Origin of the sequence: Pseudomonas sp. Irchel s3f10 (assembly GCF_900187515.1) — a bacterium.
Lineage (GTDB): Bacteria > Pseudomonadota > Gammaproteobacteria > Pseudomonadales > Pseudomonadaceae > Aquipseudomonas > Aquipseudomonas tensinigenes.
The window spans coordinates 105,034-123,878 of the sequence record NZ_FYDZ01000012.1 but is presented as its reverse complement, the minus strand read 5'-3'; the positions used below and the strand labels follow the sequence as shown (position 1 = coordinate 123,878).

18 protein-coding genes are annotated in these 18,845 nt (G+C 59.0%); 5 read left to right on the top strand and 13 right to left on the bottom strand.

Annotated elements, in window-relative coordinates; all coding sequences use genetic code 11:
* Positions 1-29: 29 nt before the first annotated feature.
* Genes CKW17_RS22590 through CKW17_RS22580 form a run of 3 tightly spaced genes read left to right on the top strand, consistent with a single transcriptional unit; the run spans position 30 to position 3,194 of the window.
* Positions 30-272, top strand: a complete 243-nt coding sequence (locus tag CKW17_RS22590; RefSeq protein WP_038361669.1) for a PP0621 family protein — start codon at positions 30-32, stop codon at positions 270-272.
* Entirely contained in the window at positions 262-1,851 is a 1,590-nt protein-coding gene (locus CKW17_RS22585; RefSeq protein WP_095121829.1) for an ATP-binding protein, read from the top strand. The genes CKW17_RS22590 and CKW17_RS22585 overlap by 11 nt, the downstream gene beginning before the upstream one ends.
* Complete coding sequence (locus CKW17_RS22580; protein WP_095121760.1) at positions 1,848-3,194, top strand: sigma-54 dependent transcriptional regulator; 1,347 nt, start codon at positions 1,848-1,850, stop codon at positions 3,192-3,194. The genes CKW17_RS22585 and CKW17_RS22580 overlap by 4 nt, the downstream gene beginning before the upstream one ends.
* Before the next feature lie 89 nt (positions 3,195-3,283).
* Here the strand turns inward: CKW17_RS22580 and thiO are convergent, their stop codons facing one another.
* The 7 genes from thiO to CKW17_RS22545 are packed head-to-tail and all read right to left on the bottom strand — an operon-like array spanning position 3,284 to position 10,054.
* On the bottom strand, positions 3,284-4,384 hold the full coding sequence (gene thiO, locus CKW17_RS22575) for a glycine oxidase ThiO (RefSeq protein ID WP_095121759.1): 1,101 nt from the start codon (positions 4,382-4,384) through the stop codon (positions 3,284-3,286).
* 57 nt (positions 4,385-4,441) lie between these two features.
* Positions 4,442-4,843: a type IV pilin protein gene (locus tag CKW17_RS22570; protein ID WP_038361678.1), complete on the bottom strand. Its 402-nt coding sequence runs from the start codon at positions 4,841-4,843 to the stop codon at positions 4,442-4,444.
* Between the two features lie 15 nt (positions 4,844-4,858).
* Entirely contained in the window at positions 4,859-7,948 is a 3,090-nt protein-coding gene (locus CKW17_RS22565) for a pilus assembly protein (RefSeq protein ID WP_095121757.1), read from the bottom strand.
* Complete coding sequence (locus CKW17_RS22560; RefSeq protein ID WP_095121756.1) at positions 7,935-8,414, bottom strand: PilX N-terminal domain-containing pilus assembly protein; 480 nt, start codon at positions 8,412-8,414, stop codon at positions 7,935-7,937. Before CKW17_RS22560 ends, CKW17_RS22565 begins: the two co-directional genes overlap by 14 nt.
* A 10-nt stretch (positions 8,415-8,424) precedes the next feature.
* On the bottom strand, positions 8,425-9,138 hold the full coding sequence (locus CKW17_RS22555) for a PilW family protein (RefSeq protein ID WP_095121755.1): 714 nt from the start codon (positions 9,136-9,138) through the stop codon (positions 8,425-8,427).
* Entirely contained in the window at positions 9,135-9,584 is a 450-nt protein-coding gene (pilV, locus tag CKW17_RS22550) for a type IV pilus modification protein PilV (RefSeq protein ID WP_095121753.1), read from the bottom strand. Before pilV ends, CKW17_RS22555 begins: the two co-directional genes overlap by 4 nt.
* A complete protein-coding gene (locus CKW17_RS22545; RefSeq protein WP_095121743.1) occupies positions 9,581-10,054 on the bottom strand; it encodes a GspH/FimT family pseudopilin in 474 nt (157 codons plus the stop codon). Before CKW17_RS22545 ends, pilV begins: the two co-directional genes overlap by 4 nt.
* 130 nt (positions 10,055-10,184) lie before the next feature.
* Here CKW17_RS22545 and CKW17_RS22540 point away from each other — a divergent pair, with 130 nt between their 5' ends.
* A complete protein-coding gene (locus CKW17_RS22540) occupies positions 10,185-10,739 on the top strand; it encodes a GspH/FimT family pseudopilin (protein ID WP_095121741.1) in 555 nt (184 codons plus the stop codon).
* Here CKW17_RS22540 and ispH read toward each other — a convergent pair.
* The 6 genes from ispH to murJ all read right to left on the bottom strand — a co-directional run bounded on the left by ispH (position 10,711) and on the right by murJ (position 18,217).
* Positions 10,711-11,655, bottom strand: coding sequence for a 4-hydroxy-3-methylbut-2-enyl diphosphate reductase (gene ispH, locus CKW17_RS22535; RefSeq protein ID WP_034153853.1), 945 nt, complete (start codon positions 11,653-11,655; stop codon positions 10,711-10,713). The genes CKW17_RS22540 and ispH overlap by 29 nt on opposite strands.
* A 160-nt stretch (positions 11,656-11,815) precedes the next feature.
* On the bottom strand, positions 11,816-12,253 hold the full coding sequence (gene fkpB / locus CKW17_RS22530) for an FKBP-type peptidyl-prolyl cis-trans isomerase (protein ID WP_175555644.1): 438 nt from the start codon (positions 12,251-12,253) through the stop codon (positions 11,816-11,818).
* A 7-nt stretch (positions 12,254-12,260) separates the two neighbouring features.
* Positions 12,261-12,773 (bottom strand): signal peptidase II, encoded by a 513-nt coding sequence (lspA, locus tag CKW17_RS22525; protein WP_007963824.1) that lies wholly within the window; start codon positions 12,771-12,773, stop codon positions 12,261-12,263.
* The gene (gene ileS, locus CKW17_RS22520) at positions 12,766-15,597 is read right to left on the bottom strand and encodes an isoleucine--tRNA ligase (RefSeq protein WP_095121739.1); all 2,832 of its coding nucleotides are present in this window, start codon (positions 15,595-15,597) and stop codon (positions 12,766-12,768) included. Before ileS ends, lspA begins: the two co-directional genes overlap by 8 nt.
* Positions 15,598-15,610: 13 nt before the next feature.
* On the bottom strand, positions 15,611-16,549 hold the full coding sequence (gene ribF, locus CKW17_RS22515; protein ID WP_176470108.1) for a bifunctional riboflavin kinase/FAD synthetase: 939 nt from the start codon (positions 16,547-16,549) through the stop codon (positions 15,611-15,613).
* A 129-nt stretch (positions 16,550-16,678) separates the two neighbouring features.
* Positions 16,679-18,217: a murein biosynthesis integral membrane protein MurJ gene (gene murJ / locus CKW17_RS22510; RefSeq protein ID WP_095121735.1), complete on the bottom strand. Its 1,539-nt coding sequence runs from the start codon at positions 18,215-18,217 to the stop codon at positions 16,679-16,681.
* A 252-nt stretch (positions 18,218-18,469) separates the two neighbouring features.
* Here murJ and rpsT point away from each other — a divergent pair, with 252 nt between their 5' ends.
* Positions 18,470-18,742 (top strand): 30S ribosomal protein S20, encoded by a 273-nt coding sequence (rpsT, locus tag CKW17_RS22500; RefSeq protein WP_003228351.1) that lies wholly within the window; start codon positions 18,470-18,472, stop codon positions 18,740-18,742.
* The last annotated feature ends 103 nt before the right edge of the window (positions 18,743-18,845 follow it).

Sequence of the window (18,845 nt, the reverse complement as noted above, 5' to 3'; positions counted from 1 at the left end):
CCGGATCATCAGTCAAAAAGCCGCTCATCATGCTTCGTTTATTGTTCTGGATCGTCGTGATTTTCGCCGCGATATGGTTGTGGCGTAAATTCAAGGCGCCTGCCGCGTCCAATCAATCCAATCGCGCCCCTCGCGAACAGGACGCGCCACCGATGGTGCGCTGCGCCCATTGCGGCGTGCATCTACCGCGCGACCGCGCGCTGAGCGTGCAACAACAGTGGTATTGCAGCCAGGCTCACCTTGAGCAAGGCCCGGGTGCCAGTGATCGCTGAGGCCACACACGCCGACAGCAAACAGGCACAGCGCCTGCTGCGCCTTTATCATCTTTACCGTTTAAGCGTCGGCATCACCCTGGTGTTGCTGATCTCCAGCAACATGGACAACCGCCTGCTGACGTCGGCCAACGACGAATTGCTGCGCGGCGGCAGTTGGCTGTACCTGACTCTCAACATTTTGTTGGTGGTATTCCTCGAGAACACGCGACGGCCGGCGCAACTGTTCAGCCTAGCCCTCGTCGATGTCCTGCTTTTATGCGCTTTGTTCTTTGCGGCGGGCGGTGTAGGCAGTGCGCTGGGCAATCTGCTGATTGTCTCGGTGGCGATCAGCAACACCTTGCTACGGCGGCGCATCGGCCTGTTGATCGCCGCCATCGGCGCGCTGGGCATCGTTGGTTCGAGTTTCCTGCTGAGCTTCAACCATCCCCTGAGCGCCAATGAATACCTGCAAGCCGGCACCCTCGGCGCCCTGTGCTTTGCCGCCTCGTTGTTGGTGCAGGGACTGATCCGGCGCCTCGAGGTCAGCGAAACACTGGCCGAACAGCGCGCCAGTGAAGTGGTCGGGCTCGAAGCGCTCAATGCGCTGATCCTGCAACGCATGCGCACCGGGATCCTGGTCCTCGACGAGGAGCGCCGGGTGCAACTGGCCAACCACAGCGCGCAAACCCTGCTCGCGCAATCTCACCTTCAGGGACATTTGATCGACGACTATTCCAGTGCGCTGGTCGATCGCCTGCAACTGTGGATGAACAACCCGACCTTGCGCCCGCAGAGCCTGAAAATCCCCGGCAACGGCCTGGAGCTGCAACCGAGCTTCATCGCCCTCGAACAGAGCCCCAACCAGCAAACCCTGGTGTTTCTCGAAGACCTCGCGCAAATCGCCCAGCAAGCGCAGCAACTGAAACTTGCCGCACTCGGCCGCTTGACCGCCGGCATCGCCCACGAGATCCGCAATCCGCTCGGTGCCATCAGTCACGCCGCGCAGCTATTGGCTGAATCCGAGGAACTCGATAGCGCCGATCGGCGTCTGACGCAGATTATTCAAGATCACTCCCAGCGCATGAACCGAGTCATCGAAAACGTCCTGCAACTGTCCCGCCGCCAGCAGAGCGCGCCACAACGGCTGGATCTCAAGCCGTGGCTGGAAAACTTCGTCGCCGAAAGCCGTGAACAAGCCAGCGAGCGCCAGCAGATTCATCTGCGGATCAATTCAGGGGACTTCACCACGCTGATGGACCCCAACCAGCTCACGCAAATTCTCGACAATCTGTTACGCAACGGCTGGCGCCACAGTGCCCTGCTGCATGATCAAGCCGAAGTCTGGCTGGCCCTGTTCAGCGATCCCGACAGCCAATTGGCGGTGCTCGAAGTGCAGGACAACGGCCCCGGCGTGCCTGCCGATGAACAGACGCATCTGTTCGAACCGTTCTTCACCACCAGCAGCCAGGGCACCGGCCTTGGGCTTTATCTGTCCCGTGAGCTGTGCGAAAGCAACCAAGCGCGCCTAGACTTTCAATCACGCCAAGGCGGCGGCTGCTTTCGCATCACCTTTGCTCACGGACGGAAACAAAGTTGAATACGAGCCCACGGCAAAAAATCCTCATCGTCGACGACGAACCAGATATCCGCGAACTCCTGGAAATCACCCTGGGACGGATGAAACTCGACACCTACAGCGCGCGCAATCTGGCTGAAGCGCAGGCACTGCTGAACCGCGAGAACTTCGACCTGTGCCTGACAGACATGCGCTTGCCCGACGGTACGGGGCTGGAGCTGGTGCAGCACATTCAGCAACGTTATCCACAACTGCCGGTGGCGATGATCACCGCCTATGGCAGTCTGGAAACCGCGATCAACGCCTTGAAAGCCGGGGCTTTCGACTTCCTGACCAAACCGGTCGACCTCACCCGCTTGCGCGAACTGGTCGGCACCGCCCTGCGCATGCCGGCGGCAGGCGGCAGCTTTACATCGATTGATCGACGCTTGCTGGGCGACTCGCCGCCGATGCGCAGTCTGCGCAAGCAAATCGACAAACTCGCTCGCAGTCAGGCACCGGTGTACATCAGTGGCGAATCGGGCAGTGGCAAGGAACTGGTTGCGCGCCTGATTCATGAACAGGGGCCACGCGCCGGCCAGCCGTTCGTGCCGGTGAACTGTGGGGCAATCCCCTCGGAACTGATGGAAAGCGAGTTTTTCGGTCATCGTAAAGGCAGCTTTACCGGCGCGGTCGAGGACAAGCCCGGGTTGTTTCAGGCCGCCAATGGCGGCACGTTGTTTCTTGATGAAGTGGCGGACTTGCCGTTGTCGATGCAAGTAAAACTGCTGCGGGCGATTCAGGAAAAAGCCGTGCGCAGTGTCGGCGGCCAGCAGGAGAGCGTGGTCGATGTGCGGATTCTTTGCGCCACGCACAAGGATCTCGATGCAGAGGTCGCCGCAGAGCGCTTTCGGCAGGACCTTTATTACCGCTTGAACGTGATTGAACTGCGCGTGCCGTCGCTGCGTGAGCGCCGTGATGACATTGAAGTGCTGGCGGCACATATGCTCAAGCGTTTGGCCAAGGACACCGGCCAACCGGCAGCACGCTTGCATCCGCAGGCGTTGGAAGCGCTGAAGAACTACCGCTTTCCAGGGAATGTGCGGGAACTGGAGAACGTGCTCGAACGAGCGCACACCCTGTGTGAAAACCGCACGATCGAGGCTGAAGATTTACGTTTGAGCGAAGGAAACTGCGCGGCGGATGGCGGGATTGCCGATCTGACCCAGATCGACAATCTGGAAGATTATCTGGAGAACGTCGAGCGGAAGCTGATCTTGCAGGCGCTGGAGGAAACGCGCTGGAATCGTACGGCGGCGGCGCAGCGGTTGAGTCTTTCGTTTCGGTCGATGCGCTATCGGCTGAAGAAACTCGGTCTGGATTAAATCCTAAAAGATCGCAGCCTTCGGCAGCTCCTACAGGAAACGCATTCCAATGTAGGAGCTGCCGAAGGCTGCGATCTTTTGATCTTGCTTTAAATGCGACCCTCAGGCGCATACGGCGCCGGATCAATAATGGGCGCGCGCCCAAGCATCACATCGGCAAACAACTGACACGACGCCGGCGCCAGCACCAGCCCATTGCGGTAATGCCCGCAGTTCAGCCACAACCCGGCAACCCCCGGCACCCGGCCAATGTACGGAATGCCCTCCGGCGAGCCCGGACGCAACCCCGCCCAGTGCCCGACTACTTCGGCATCCGCCAGCGCCGGTAACAACTCAACCGCCGAAGCCTTGAGACTTTCCAGTGCAACGTCGGTTGGGGTCTTGTCGTAGCCTTCGTGCTCCAGCGTGCTGCCGATCAGGATATGCCCGTCGCGACGCGGAATCGCATAACGGCCCTTGGCCAATACCATGCTAGGCAGGAAATCCGCCGCACACTTGTAGAGAATCATCTGGCCTTTGACTGGCTCGACCGGCAGCGCCAGGTCCAGCGTCTTGAGCAGATCACCGCTCCACGCCCCAGCAGTCAGCACGACCTGATCACCGTTGATCACACCCTTCGACGTCTCGACGCCAACAACCTGCTCACCCTCGCGGACAAACCTGCTGACTTCGCATTGTTCGTGAATGGTCACGTTCGGCAGTGCCTGCAACGCCGCTTTCAGCGACTTGACCAAGCGCGGATTGCGCACGTTGGCGACATCCGCCATGTAGATCGCCCGGGAAAAACCACCACCGAGCACCGGCACCGCATCATGCGCCGCCGAGATATCCACAGCCCGCAACGGGCGGTTTTCCCGCTCGGCCCAGGCCAGCGCTTCGGCTTCATCGTCCAAGTCCAGCCAGTACAGGCCGGTGGTGTGCACTTCAGGATCAACGCCAGTGTCGGCAAACAAACGCTCGCCGAGCTGTGGATAAAAATCCTGTGACCAGTGCGCCAGCGCGGTGACTGCCGGGCTATAACGCCACGGATACAGCGGCGAAACGATACCGCCGCCCGCCCAGGACGATTCCTGGCCGAGGTTCGAGCGATCGAGCAGCACCACGCTGCGCACTTCAGAGGCGAGATTGTAGGCGGTCAGCAGGCCAATCACCCCGCCACCGACAATCACCACTTGCTGTTGCCTGGTCATGTTTGATCCAACCGTAAAAAAGACAGTGGGCGCAAAAGGCACCCGAAAGAAAGCGCCTCAGCGGCCCCAGCAATCCTTGGTGGTCAGCCCGGTGGTCGCGTTGTTCATGCTGCGGACACCGGTGTTGGTCAGGGTGAAATCCCCGCACTTGTCGGTGGCCATGGACGTACCCGTTTTGCGGGTAGCGGTCAGCAGGAAGGTCTGGTCTGCGATGGTCGGGGTTAGGGTGTAGAAATCATTGCCCGTGCTCAGACCGGTGATACCGGTGTAGACATTGTTCTTGGTGTAGAAGCGTTCGAGGCTCTGCGCTTGCTCCGAGAGCAGCGACACCACTTCGGCGCGGCGGCCCTTTTTCAGGTACTCGGTATAGCTCGGTGCGGCGATGGTGATGACGATCCCGATGATCGCAATCACGATCATGATTTCGATCAGGGTGAAACCTCGGTTGAATCTGCGCATGCCTCAAACTCTCACTTACTGTATTTGTCGCCACATGATACGACGGCTGCCGCCACCGCCCTTTTCATTGATTATCGTGAGTTTTCCACTGGTGTCATTCACTCCCTTTTTCGTAGCATTCGGGTTTATAAACGCCACGTTCGGAATGCCGTCAGCGAAACTCACGCCGCTGGAGATTGAGTCATTGTTGTCGACCAAACTATCGCCACCAGTATCAATCACCGCATAGTTGAGCATCTTACCGCTGAACGCCTCGAGTTCGACCAACTTGCCCGTACCAAAACTCGCACAAGGATCGGTGGTATCGACAATGGCCGTGGTGAATACGATACGGCCAAGCACGATATTCGCTTGATTGATCACCCGTTCGCCGGTCAACACGTTGTTGTACACCAATGGCAGGTACCAGCCCTTCTCCCCTGGATATGTCGTGTCATTTTGCGTCGTGGTCAGAAACTGCCCGGAGCTGCCAGAAAATGATCCGGTAATCGCCTGCGCCTGCAAACTGCTGACAGTGATGTTTCCGGAGCCGCCATCGGCATCCCATACCGAATAGAACGCCTGTAAATCCTTGTTGGTCTTGTCGGCCGTTTCATTGAATTTGCCAGTGCCGACAAAGATCTGTTTGCCGCCCAATGCGTTATCCGCCAGCAGCGGCTGCGCGGTAATCGGCTGTGTCGCCCCGCCCGCCGTGGTGAACAGCGGTTTACCGGAAAACGCCACGCCCCAGCTGTCCGTCGATGTCGCGCTCAGATCAAATTTCCACAGGCGCCCTTTCAAATCACCCCCATAAGCGGCCTGGACGACATTTGAAGAGTTGACCTTGAGTTTTACCGAGGACAAACCGTTAGTGGTTTCCGTGCTGTCGATGACGATTTTCTTGATCAGCGAACCATCGCGCACATCCAGCACATACAGGGCGGCCACACCGGAGTTGCTGCCGTAACCATTCGAGATGAACGCCGCCCAACGACCATCGGCCAAGCGTGCCACTTCCGGGCGGGCGTAGGCGTAACCCAGATCATTAAATGCGTTGGCGGTGTTGGCCGTGGACGGCGCACTGACCTCCCATAACGCCTTGATCACATTGCCCGCAGAAGCATCAAACAGCTGCAACCCGTAGAACGTTTTACCCCCGGCACCGGCGCCACCAATGGCCAGGGTTTTCCAGGCCGTGCCGGACTGCGCGTCGAACACCCCGACCTGACCGTCGACGAGAAACTTGTGGCTGACACCGTTGATATAGGTCGGATCAGCAATCAACCGTAGCGACGGCAACACACTGGATGGCATGTAGGCATAGCGTCGGGTGCCGTTGGCCGAGTTGATGACGTTGACGAAACCGTCGTTGGCATTCACCACCAGGCTGGAGTTCATGTTGGCAGCTTTGGTAGTCAGGTATGAGGTGTAAGTGGTATCGCCGGACAAGTCAGCAGCGGTCTTGTCCGTGGGGGCCGCCAGCACCAACGGCGAGTTGATGATGTCACCGAGCAAAACGCTGCGAACCTTGAGCCCGGCTTTGTTGGTGCCTTTGCTCCACTCCACCAGGTCATTGCCGGTAATACCCGTGGGCAGACTCTGGCTGAGTGTCGTCTGCTGCGCAGGGGAAAAGTTGCCGTAAGCCAGCGTCACGGCGGCGCTGCTGGTGGTGTTCCACGATTGATACGTTGGCGCGGTCGCCCCCGGCACGATGGTTGTGTCAGTCGTCCAGAGTGCGGTCGAAGTATTCACCGCCCCGGCCGAGGTAAAACCGAAAGACTTGATGGTGCCTCGCCAATCCTTGGGATCATAAGTGGTTTGGTAAAAACTGCTGCCACTTGTGAGTGTGCCAACGCTGGCAACAGCTGCGCCGCCGGAACCGGCCTTGGAAGTGATATCACTCAACGCCGACGACAAGGCGGCATTGAGTCCCGTGCTGTCAGTCGCTTGGTAATACCTACCCTGCCCATAACTGGCGGCGTCGGACAACATGTCGTTATCCGCGGCGAAACCCACGGTGTAGGTATTCATGTTCTGCCTGGGAAAATCTACTGCGTTCCAGCTCTTGCCCGCTGCATCGTTACCGGTCGAACGCATGTCGATGTCAAAGGCAAATTTGGCAATGTCATCCAGATACAGCGTGTCGCCTTCACCGTCACCGTTAAGGTTGTCGCCGTCATTATTCACGCCATCCCAATTCGGCAAGCGGCTGCCGCCCAGTGGATCGTTGGTCGCAAAGGTACGATCGTAAGTCGGCAGGCCGTCAGTAATCACCACGCCGTAATTTTTCTGGCAGCGGTACTGAATCGGGCTGGTATAGGTCGCTGGTGTGCCGTTGTAGTAAGGCGCCAGGCCACGCATGTAGCGGGTGACTTCGTAATAGCTCTCGGCCAACGGCGTATTGGCCACGGCGTTCAGGCCACTGATCGATGAAATCAGCGCATTGTAGTTAGTGTCTGCCTGGGCTTGGGTCACGCTGCCGCTGACCGGCGACAGATCGCTGATCGAGCGGGCGATGAAACCGCCGTTGCCCGGATTACTGCTGGTGGCCGGGTTGAATGTCGACAGGCCCATGCGCAAAGTGCGGTTGCTGCTCACCAATGCCGTGGAAACGTTGCGCGCGACGTTCATTCGGTAATCGTTGGGAATAGCGCCGGTCGTGAAATCGCGAGTGCCGTTATTGGTGGCCAGGCCGACAATGTAGGAAATGTAATCTGCCGAATATCGCGTGTTCTCGTTGCCTACGGGGTCGGGAAGTTTCAGGCACAACGGCGCCAAACTGTTGTTGTAGAACGCGTAAGCGCCTCCAGAGCATCCGGAAGTCGGCAGGCTCGATAGAAATACTGTGTCGCCGGTTATCTGCGGAGCATTGAGTGCAGAGCACAATCCGAGAAACGCATTGCACTGCCGGGCGGGTGTGCGGTTGACGTTCGGATCGAATCCGCTGGCATAGATGATGCTGTTCATACTCCCCGAATCGTCGATCAGCAGCATGACGTTGGGGGGCACCGCTGCCGCACTCAACAGCGGCGAATCGGAAGGCGTGAACGCATACGCCGGCGCGGCCAGATAAAAGCTCAGCAGCATGCCGATCCATAGTGATATGCAGCGCTCAATACTTCGCATAAACACTCTCCACCACGCTACGCGAATTGCCGGCGATGCCGACCGCTGTAACCCGATACAACGTCGCCGAGGTGTTACTCGGTACGTTCACCGCCGTGAGCGTGGTGCCGATATTCTGCACACCATAGAAACCATTGCCGGCGGCAATCCAGGTCACCCCGGAGGTCGAGTTGACCCCCGCCGCGCTGACCACTGATGACTCCGCTGGCGGCGCGCATTGCGTGATACCGCTGCACACGGCCAGCGAATAACTGTCCAGTTGCACCGCACTTTCGCCAATCCGCAACGCCGCCTCGGCAGTCTGGAACGATTGATTGCGCAGACTCACGCTGCCGGCCATTTTTTCCTGCAGGTTGGCGCTCTGCATCGACGACAGACCAATCAAGGTCAGCAACAACAGGAACACCAAACTCACCAGCAAGACCATGCCGTGCTGAGTCTGACGAGTGTGAAGAGAAATCCTCATCAGCGCGTCCTCACTGCAAGCGGTTGCGCAAAGCGGCAACCACGTTGAAGGTTTGACTGCGCACCCGATTGTTCGGATCGTTGAGGGTCAGGCTCAGGCGCACACTGCGGATGCGCGCCGGATCACTGGGGTTGGCGCTATAAGTCGAAGCGGCCACATCTGTCGCGGAACTGGCCAGACCGAACATCACAGTGAACGCACTGACGTTGTTCACCAGCACCTGCTGCGTCGGTGTGCCGCTGCCGGTGCCCATGAGAATCTGATTGTTGCTGAAACTGTAGATCAGACGCCGGATCGGAAACGCGATCTGTCCGCTCGCCGGAGATCGCAAGCCGGTATACGCCGTCGCACTGTTACGGCAGTCGGAGAGCACCGTCCAGGTCGGCGTGCCCCCGCCGCTGCCGATATCGGCGGTGACCAGCGTCAGTTTCAGGTTGGCATTGTCCCAACTGATCGGCATGACCTGCGCAGCGTTGAAGTCGCCCGCGGAGCTCGAATCGAGGATGGTGCCCAGACAACCGAACATCCCGACCATGCGAATTTCCTGAATCATCTTGCTCAATACGAACCGCGCATCTTCCTGCATCGCGGCGGCGCTGTTCTGGCTGACATAAGTATTTTTCGCCGCGATGAAAATCTGCACCACGCCCAGCACCACAATCAGCCCCAGTGCCAGGGCGACGAGCATCTCGATCAGACCAAAACCACGCTGACCACGCCTCATGGTGTAGCCACCGGATCGACGGCGGCGCGGCTGGTCAGGACAAAACTGCGTTGAGCACTGGCGCTGTTGGCGGCTCGCGCATCGCTCCAGTTGATGGTAATCGTGTAAACCCGCTGATTGAGGGTGATGCTGCCTGTAGCGGTCGGGCCGCCGAAGTTGACGATGTTGGTGGTGAAATCGTAGAGATCCTGGTCGCGCGCAACGCTGAGATTGGCCGAAGTCGGCGGCGTGACGGTGTAGTCGGCGCCAGAGTTGGCGCGGATGCGGTCCATCATGTCGTAGGCGATGAAACTGGCCTGGCTGGTCATCCGCGAGCTGTCGGTGTACTTCAGCGCATTCAGTTGCACCGCTGCCGCGCCCAGCAGCCCGACCGTCAGAATCAGCAACGCGACCAGTACTTCGATCAGCGTCATGCCCTGCTGTACGTATTGACTCCCTGCCCTCATCCGCAACTTCCACCCAATTGAATTCGTCCGTTCAAACACACGTTCAGCGTCCTGCTTTGCGTTCCCAACGTGTAACTGATGACCACCGCCGTCGACGGTGCCGCCAGACCGCCAAGGTTGTTGAAATCCAGTGCGGTCACTCCTGAGGGTAGCGTCAGAGTGGCGCCGCTGCTCATCGCGGGAACAACCCGCAACACATTGGCCGGATTGCCAGTACTGTCGTAGACCGCCAGTTCACCGGTCCATACGCTGCCGCCAGCGGTCGGGCGCAGGCGCAGAGTGGTGCCACGGTTGATCGCTTCGAGCCTGGCGAAATTGATCGCCCGTTGCAGGTCACCCATCTCGGTATCAGCCTTGCTGCCCTGTACCGAACGGGTGAACGCTGGCACCGCCAGGGTGATCAGGATCACGGAGATCGCGATCGCGACCAACAACTCGATCAGCGTGAAACCTTTTGTACGAAGATCCATCAATGCCCTCCGTTGCCGTCGGCTATACCTGCTTCTACACGCTAGAACATTCAACCGGCCCGCGTCGGTTGATTTGCCCTGCCCGGCGCACGGAGCGCGCCGTTCATCACACTCCACGGAGGGAGCTTTCATGCCGCAACAGGGTTTCAGCCTGATAGAACTGCTTATGGGACTGGCAATTGGCGCAATTGTTCTGCTGCTGGTCAGTCCGGCATTTGCCACGCTCAGGGAATCGAACCAACGTGATCAAGCCGCGCAGTCGCTGCTCGACGGTGTTCGCAACGCGCGAACACTGGCCATCACGCGCAATCAGAGCGTGGTGATTCATGGCATCAACGGCGACTGGAGTCAGGGCTGGCGGATCATTCTGGATATCAGCGGCCAGGGGCCGAAGGACAGCAGCAATCCGCTGCTGCAAGAAAGTGTGAGTGACACGCAGGTGCCGATTGTCGGTAATTGGTCGGTGAGTCGTTACGTACGTTTCAGCAGTCTGGGGCAACCACTGATGCCCGGGCGGGCGTTTCAGGAAGGGACATTACATGTCTGCTCGGCTCGCGAGCCGGTCAGTCAGCGCCAGATAGTGCTGGCGGCGACCGGTCGCGTGCGCCTGAGCAGCGAAGAAGCTGAGCAGGCGCTGTGTCAAAAAGCCAAACGTATCAGATCGAACGCACGCGCAGCTCTTTAGGCATCGAGAACGTGATGTTCTCTTCGCGCCCGGCCAATTCATCGGCACCGGTCGCGCCCCAGGCCTGCAATTGCTGAATCACGCCGCGCACCAGCACTTCCGGCGCGGACGCCCCGGCGGTGATGCCGATACGCTCAACGCCATCGAACCAGCTCTTTTGCAGGTCTTCGGCACCGTCGATCAGGTAGGCCGGTGTGGCCATGCGCTCGGCGAGCTCACGCAGACGGTTGGAGTTGGAGCTGTTCGGGCTGCCGACTACCAGCACCACGTCGCACTCGTCGGCCAATTGCTTGACCGCGTCCTGGCGGTTTTGCGTGGCGTAGCAGATGTCGTCCTTGCGCGGACCGCCGATGGCCGGGAAGCGCGTGCGCAAGGCATCGATGACGCGACTGGTGTCGTCCATCGACAGCGTCGTCTGAGTAACGAAAGCCAGTTTTTCCGGGTTGTGCACCTGCAACTCGGCAACGTCTTTCTCGTCTTCGACGAGGTAAATCGCGCCGCCATTGCTGCCGTCGTACTGACCCATGGTGCCTTCGACTTCCGGGTGTCCGGCGTGGCCGATGAGGATGCACTCACGACCGTCGCGGCTGTATTTCGCCACTTCGATGTGCACCTTGGTCACAAGCGGGCAAGTGGCGTCGAATACTTTCAGGCCACGGCCGGCGGCTTCGGTGCGCACGGCTTGAGAGACGCCGTGAGCACTGAAAATCACGATGACGTCATCCGGCACCTGATCCAGCTCTTCGACGAAGATCGCCCCGCGACTTCGCAGGTCTTCGACGACGAACTTGTTGTGCACCACTTCGTGACGCACATAGATCGGCGGCCCGAAGACTTCCAGGGCGCGGTTGACGATTTCGATCGCCCGGTCCACGCCGGCGCAGAAGCCACGGGGGTTGGCGAGTTTGATTTGCATGCTGTGCCTCGTGTCTTGCGCGCAAGAAATAGCGAAAACGATTGAAAACATTGTGGGAGCGAGCCTGCTCGCGAAAGCGGTGTGTCAGACAACATCTATGTTGAATGTCAGTCAGCATTCGCGAGCAGGCTCGCTCCCACATTTGACTCCATAGAGTCAGTTAGATCGCTTTGACGTTGATGATCTCGACGTCAAAGGTCAGCGTCTTGCCCGACAGAGGGTGGTTGAAGTCGATGGTCACTTGCGTGTCGTCGAACTCTTTCACCACACCCGGCAGCTCAGTATTGGCCGCATCGTTGAAGATAACCAGCAAACCCGGCGACAACTCCATGTCGACGAACTGCGAACGCGGGATGATCTGCACGTTCTGCGGGTTCGGCTGGCCGAAAGCGTTTTCCGGCTCGACGGTCAGCGTACGCTTGTCGCCGGCCTTGAAGCCGAACAGCGCTGCTTCGAAACCCGGCAGCAGGTTGCCGTCGCCGACCTTGAAGGTCGCCGGGGCTTTGTCGAACGTGCTGTCGACGGTGTCGCCGTTCTCCAGGCGCAATGCAAAGTGCAAAGTGACTTCCGTGTTCTGGCCGATGCGTTGCTCAGCCAATACCTGTTCAGTCATGAACGGCTTCTCCGGTCTTTTTACTTTTGAACATATCCAGTGCCAGCATCACCGCGCCAACGGTAATCGCGCTGTCGGCGAAGTTGAACGCCGGGAAGTACCAGCGGTTCTGCCAGTGCACCAGAATGAAATCGATCACATGGCCCAAGGCAATGCGGTCATACAGATTGCCCAGCGCGCCGCCCAGCACCAACGCCAGCGCGACGGCCAGCCAGGTGTCATTGCGGCCCAGACGCTTGAGCCAGACCACCAGCACCGCACTGACGACAATTGCGATCAGGGCGAACAGCCAGCGCTGCCAGCCGGAGCTGTCAGCGAGGAAGCTGAAGGCAGCGCCAGTGTTGTAAGCCAGGGTCCAGCTGAAGTAATCGGGAATGATCACGATCTGCTGGAACATTTCGAGCTTGCCTTCGAAGTAGAACTTGCTGGCCTGGTCGATGACCAGCACCAGCAAACTCAACCAGAGCCAGCTCAACCGTCCAAAACGGCCAACGGCATTAGGCATAGTGACGAACCTCGCCAGCGCCGCTGATGTTGTCGACGCAACGACCGCAGATTTCCGGATGCTCCGGGTTCACGCCAACGTCTTCACGGCAGTGCCAGCAACGGGCGCACTTCGGGAAGGCCGATTTGACGATCTTCAGCTTCAGGCCGCTGACTTCAGTCACTACCGCATCAGCCGGAGCCTGAACGAACGGCGCAACGCTGGCCGTCGAGGTGATCAGGACAAAGCGCAGTTCGTTGCTCAGCTTGGCCAGGTCGGCGCTCAGCGCGTCTTCGGCGTACAGCGTCACTTCGGCTTGCAGGTTGCCACCGACAGCTTTTGCTGCGCGCTGGATTTCCATCTCTTTGTTGACCGCTACCTTGACCGCCATCACGCGTTCCCAGTAGTCGCGACCCAGTTCAACGTCGGCCGGCAGTTCGGTCAGGCCTTCGTACCAGGTGTTGAGCATTACCGATTCGTTACGCTCGCCCGGCAGGTATTCCCACAGTTCGTCGGCGGTGAAAGCGAGGATCGGTGCGATCCAGCGCACCAGCGCTTCGGAGATGTGGAACAGCGCGGTTTGCGCCGAACGACGGGCCTTGCTGTTGGCGCCAGTGGTGTACTGACGGTCCTTGATGATGTCGAGGTAGAAACCGCCCAGCTCCTGCACGCAGAAGTTGTGGATCTTCGAGTAGACGTTCCAGAAACGGTACTCGCCGTAGTGCTCTTGCAGCTCGCGTTGCAGCAGCAGCGTGCGATCAACCGCCCAGCGATCCAGTGCGAGCATTTCTTCAGCCGGCAGGATGTCGGTAGCCGGGTTGAAACCGCTCAGGTTCGAAAGCAGGAAACGCGCGGTGTTACGGATACGACGGTAAGCGTCCGCACTGCGCTGCAGGATCTGATCGGAAACCGCCATTTCACCGGAGTAGTCAGTCGAAGCGACCCACAGACGCATGATGTCGGCGCCGAGGGTGTCGTTGACTTTCTGCGGCGCGATCACGTTGCCCAGCGATTTGGACATTTTGCGGCCGGCTTCGTCGACGGTGAAACCGTGCGTCAGCAGTTCGCGGTACGGAGCGTGATTGTCGATGGCGCAACCGGTCAGCAACGACGAGTGGAACCAGCCACGGTGTTGGTCGGAACCTTCCAGGTACAGGTCGGCACGCGGGCCGCTCTCGTGACCCATCGGGTGCGAACCGCGCAGGACGTGCCAGTGCGTGGTGCCCGAGTCGAACCAGACGTCGAGGGTGTCGCTGATCTTGTCGTACAGCGGCGCTTCGTCGCCGAGCAGTTCGGCAGCGTCCATCTTGAACCAGGCTTCGATGCCTTCGACTTCAACGCGCTTGGCGACTTCTTCCATCAGCTCAACGGTGCGTGGGTGCAGTTCGCCGCTTTCCTTGTTGAGGAAGAACGGGATCGGCACGCCCCAGTTGCGCTGACGCGAGATGCACCAGTCCGGACGGTTGGCGATCATCGAGTGCAGGCGCGCCTGGCCCCAGGCCGGGACGAATTTGGTGTCCTCGATCGCTTTGAGTGAGCGCACACGCAGGGTGTCGCCGCTGGTTGGCTCTTTGTCCATGCCGATGAACCACTGCGCGGTGGCGCGGTAGATCAGCGGGGTCTTGTGACGCCAGCAGTGCATATAGCTGTGTTCGATGACGGTGGTGTGCAACAGCGCACCGACTTCGGTCAGCTTGTCGACGATGGCCGGATTGGCCTTCCAGATGAACTGGCCGCCGAAGAATTCCAGCGACGGCACGTACACGCCGTTGCTCTGCACCGGGTTGAGGATGTCGTCGTTGACCATGCCGTATTTCTTGCAGGTCACGAAGTCGTCCACGCCGTAGGCCGGAGCAGAGTGAACCACACCGGTGCCAGCGCCCAGTTCGACGTAGTCAGCCAGGTACACCGGCGACAGACGATCGTAGAACGGGTGACGGAAGTTGATCAGCTCGAGTTCTTTACCAGTGGTGGTGGCGATGACCGAACCTTCCAGGCTGTAGCGCGCCAGGCAGGCTTCGACCAGCTCTTCAGCCAGCACCAGCAGCTTGTCGCCGACATCAACCAGCGCGTAGTTGAATTCCGGGTGAACGTTCAGCGCCTGGTTGGCCGGGATGGTCCACGGGGTGGTGGTCCAGATCACGATCGACGCAGGTTTGCTCAGCGACGGCAGGCCGAACGCGGCTGCCAGTTGGGCTTCGTCAGCGATCGGGAAAGCCACGTCGATGGTCGAGGACTTCTTGGTCTCGTACTCGACTTCCGCTTCAGCCAGGGCCGAACCGCAGTCGAAGCACCAGTTCACAGGCTTGAGGCCCTTGAACACGAAACCGCCCTTGACGATTTCGGCGAGGGCGCGGATTTCGCCGGCCTCGTTCTTGAAATCCATGGTCTTGTACGGGTTGGCCCAATCGCCCAACACGCCGAGACGGATGAATTCGGACTTCTGCCCTTCGATCTGCTCGGTGGCGTAGGCACGGCACAGTTCGCGGGTCTTGTCCGCGCCCAGATTCTTGCCGTGGGTCACTTCAACCTTGTGCTCGATCGGCAGGCCGTGGCAGTCCCAACCCGGAACGTACGGCGCGTCGAAACCCGACAGGGTCTTCGAGCGGATGATCATGTCCTTGAGAATCTTGTTCAGTGCGTGACCGATGTGGATCGTGCCGTTGGCATACGGAGGACCGTCGTGCAGAACGAACTTCGGACGATCCTTGCCAATCTCGCGCAACTTTCCGTACAGGCCAATACTGTCCCAGCGCTGCAGGATCTGCGGTTCGCGCTGTGGCAGGCCGGCCTTCATTGGGAAGGCGGTGTCCGGAAGGTTAAGCGTGGCTTTATAGTCGGTCATTTAAGGCTCTTCATTAGCGATGGGCGCTAGGTGCGGCTAGTGCACGGGCGGTGGCGACATCCGCATTGATCGCCGTTTTCAATGCCTCCAGGGAGGCGAAGCGCTGCTCTTCACGCAGCTTTTGGTGGAAAACCACCGTCAAACGCCGGTCATACAGATCGCCGGCAAAATCTAGAAGATGGACTTCAAGGTGGGCCTTGCCATCACCTTGTACCGTGGGCCGCACGCCGATATTGGCGACGCCGGGCCAGGTCTTGCCGTCGATATCGACATCCACCAGGTACACCCCGGTGAACGGCACGCGACGACGCTTGAGTTGAATGTTGGCAGTGGGCGTACCCAGTTGCCGGGCCAGTTTCTGCCCGTGCAGCACGCGACCGGCAATCCGGTACGGGCGACCGAGCAAACGTTCGGCCAAGGCGAAATCGGCGGCGGCCAACGCGTTACGCACCTGCGTGCTACTGACGCGAATGCCGTCCAGCTCGACGGTTTGCGCGGCTTCAACAGTGAAACCGTGCATCTGCCCGGCCTGCAGCAGGAAATTGAAATCGCCGAGGCGGTCGCAACCGAAACGGAAATCGTCACCGACTTCCAGATGCTGCACGCCGAGGCCATCAACGAGGATGGTATCGACGAACTCACTGGCGCTGAGTTTGCTCAGACGCTGGTTGAAGGCCAGGCACAACACCCGGTCAACGCCTTCGGCGGCCAGCAATTGCAGCTTGTCGCGCAACCGGGCCAGACGCGCCGGCGCAGTCTCGGGGGCAAAGAATTCCCGTGGCTGCGGCTCGAAAATCACCACGCAGCTGGGTACGCCCAACTCGAGCGCACGCTCACGCAGTCGGGCCAGGATAGCCTGGTGACCACGGTGAACACCGTCAAAGTTGCCAATAGTGGCGACGCAGCCCCGATGCTGGGGGCGCAAGTTGTGGAGGCCTCGAACCAGCTGCATAACGCGCTTCTTGCTCATAAAGTGGTCGATTATAACCACACCCGACGGTCGACGACAGGCAACACCGTAACGCAAAGTGAACGAGCCGACAAAACTGCCGGCCCGCGCCTGTTTATAAAGGGTAAAACCTTAACTCAAGGCCTTGCGGTTGAAGTCGCGCAGACGGAAACCGAGCAGCAGCAACATACCGAAATAGGACACCACGCCCGCCGCGACCAATGCGCCCAGACGCAGGAAGCGCTCAAGCATGTGTCCTTGATCCCACGCCGGCATTAAATGCATGCCAAGCAGCAGCACTGCCGACATCACGGCCACGGCGATAACCAGTTTGAGACCGAACTTGGCCCAGCCCGGCTGCGGCTGATACATCTGTTGTTTGCGCAGTTGATAGAACAGCAGCCCGGCATTCAGGCAGGCACCGGCACTGATCGCCAGGGCCAGGCCGGCATGAGCCAGCGGACCAATCAGAACGAGGTTGAACAGTTGCGTAACGACCAGCGTGAAGATTGCGATTTTTACCGGTGTACGGATGTTCTGTTGCGCATAAAAGCCCGGCGCCAACACTTTGATCACGATAATCCCGAGCAGACCGACAGAGTAAGCAATCAATGCGCGCTGGGTCATTTCGGCGTCGAAGCCACTGAACTGACCGTACTGGAATAACGAAACAGTCAGCGGCTCGGCCAGAATCCCCAGCGCCAGCGCACACGGCAGCACCAGCACAAAACACAGGCGCAGGCCCCAATCGAGAATCCGCGAGTATTCGTGGCGATCCTTGCTGGCGTAGGTTTTCGCCAGCGTCGGCAGCAGAATCGTACCCAACGCCACACCCAGTACACCCGAAGGCAATTCCATCAGGCGGTCGGCGTAATACATCCACGACACCGAACCCGCGACCAGAAACGAGGCGAAGATGGTGTTGATGATCAGCGATATCTGGCTGACCGAAACACCGAGAATCGCCGGCAGCATCTGCTTCATCACGCGCCAGACACCGCTATCGCGCAGATTCAAGCGCGGCAGCACCAGCATGCCGATCTTCTTCAGGTGCGGCAGTTGATAGAGCAACTGCGCCAGGCCGCCGACCAATACCGCCCAGCCCAGCGCCATCACCGGTGGATCGAAGTACGGTGTGAGGAACAGCGAAAACACGATCATGCTGACGTTGAGCAGAGTCGGCACGAAGGCCGGCACCGAGAAACGGTTCCAGGTATTGAGAATCGCGCCCGCCAGTGAGGACAGGGAGATCAGCAATATATAGGGGAAGGTCACCCGCAACAGATCGGAGGTGAGCTGGAATTTTTCCGGCGTATCGGTAAAGCCCGGAGCCGTTGCCCAGATCACCCAGGGTGCGGCGATCATGCCCAACGCCGTCACTACCGCCAACACCAGCGTCAGCAGACCCGACACATAGGCAATAAAGGTTCGGGTCGCCTCTTCACCCTGCTGGCTTTTGTATTCGGCAAGGATTGGCACGAATGCCTGCGAAAACGCGCCCTCGGCAAAGATGCGCCGCAATAGATTCGGCAGTTTGAAGGCAATAAAGAAGGCATCCGTCGCCATCCCGGCGCCGAATGTACGGGCAATCAGCGTGTCACGAACAAAGCCCAGAATCCGGGAAAGCATCGTGATAGAGCTGACGGCGGCCAACGATTTGAGCAGATTCATTGAGGGAATTTGTGCCTGTCGATAAACAGCAGGCGAACAAAGCGCCTACTTGTGCGATACTCCGCGCCGCAGCAGCACAGAGCCAAAGCTCGCGAGTTTACAGGTCAAGCGCCGGAAATAAATATCCCGCCTCTTTATACCTACCACTTAGCGGAACGTTTCAAGTGCCCTTGACAAGACTTCAACTCATCGGCATGATTCGCGGCCTATTTTGTTTGCTATTTCCTAAAAAGTCTTTCGAGGAGCTCGACGGTGGCCAACTCACCTTCCGCCAAAAAACGTGCAAAACAGGCTGAGAAGCGTCGCAGCCACAACGCCAGCCTGCGTTCCATGGTTCGCACCTACATCAAGAATGTAGTTAAAGCCATCGACGCAAAAGACGCTGAAAAAGCTCAAGCTGCATACGTTCTGGCTGTGCCAGTTATCGACCGTATGGCCGATAAAGGCATCATCCACAAGAACAAGGCTGCTCGTCATAAGAGCCGTCTGAATGGCCACGTCAAAGCGCTGAAAGAAGCTGCTTAATCGACGTAGTCATTAAAAAAACCGACCTTAGGGTCGGTTTTTTTATGCCTGAAATTTGGTGAATCCAGCGCAAAAAAATGTAGGAGTGAGTCTGCTCGCGATA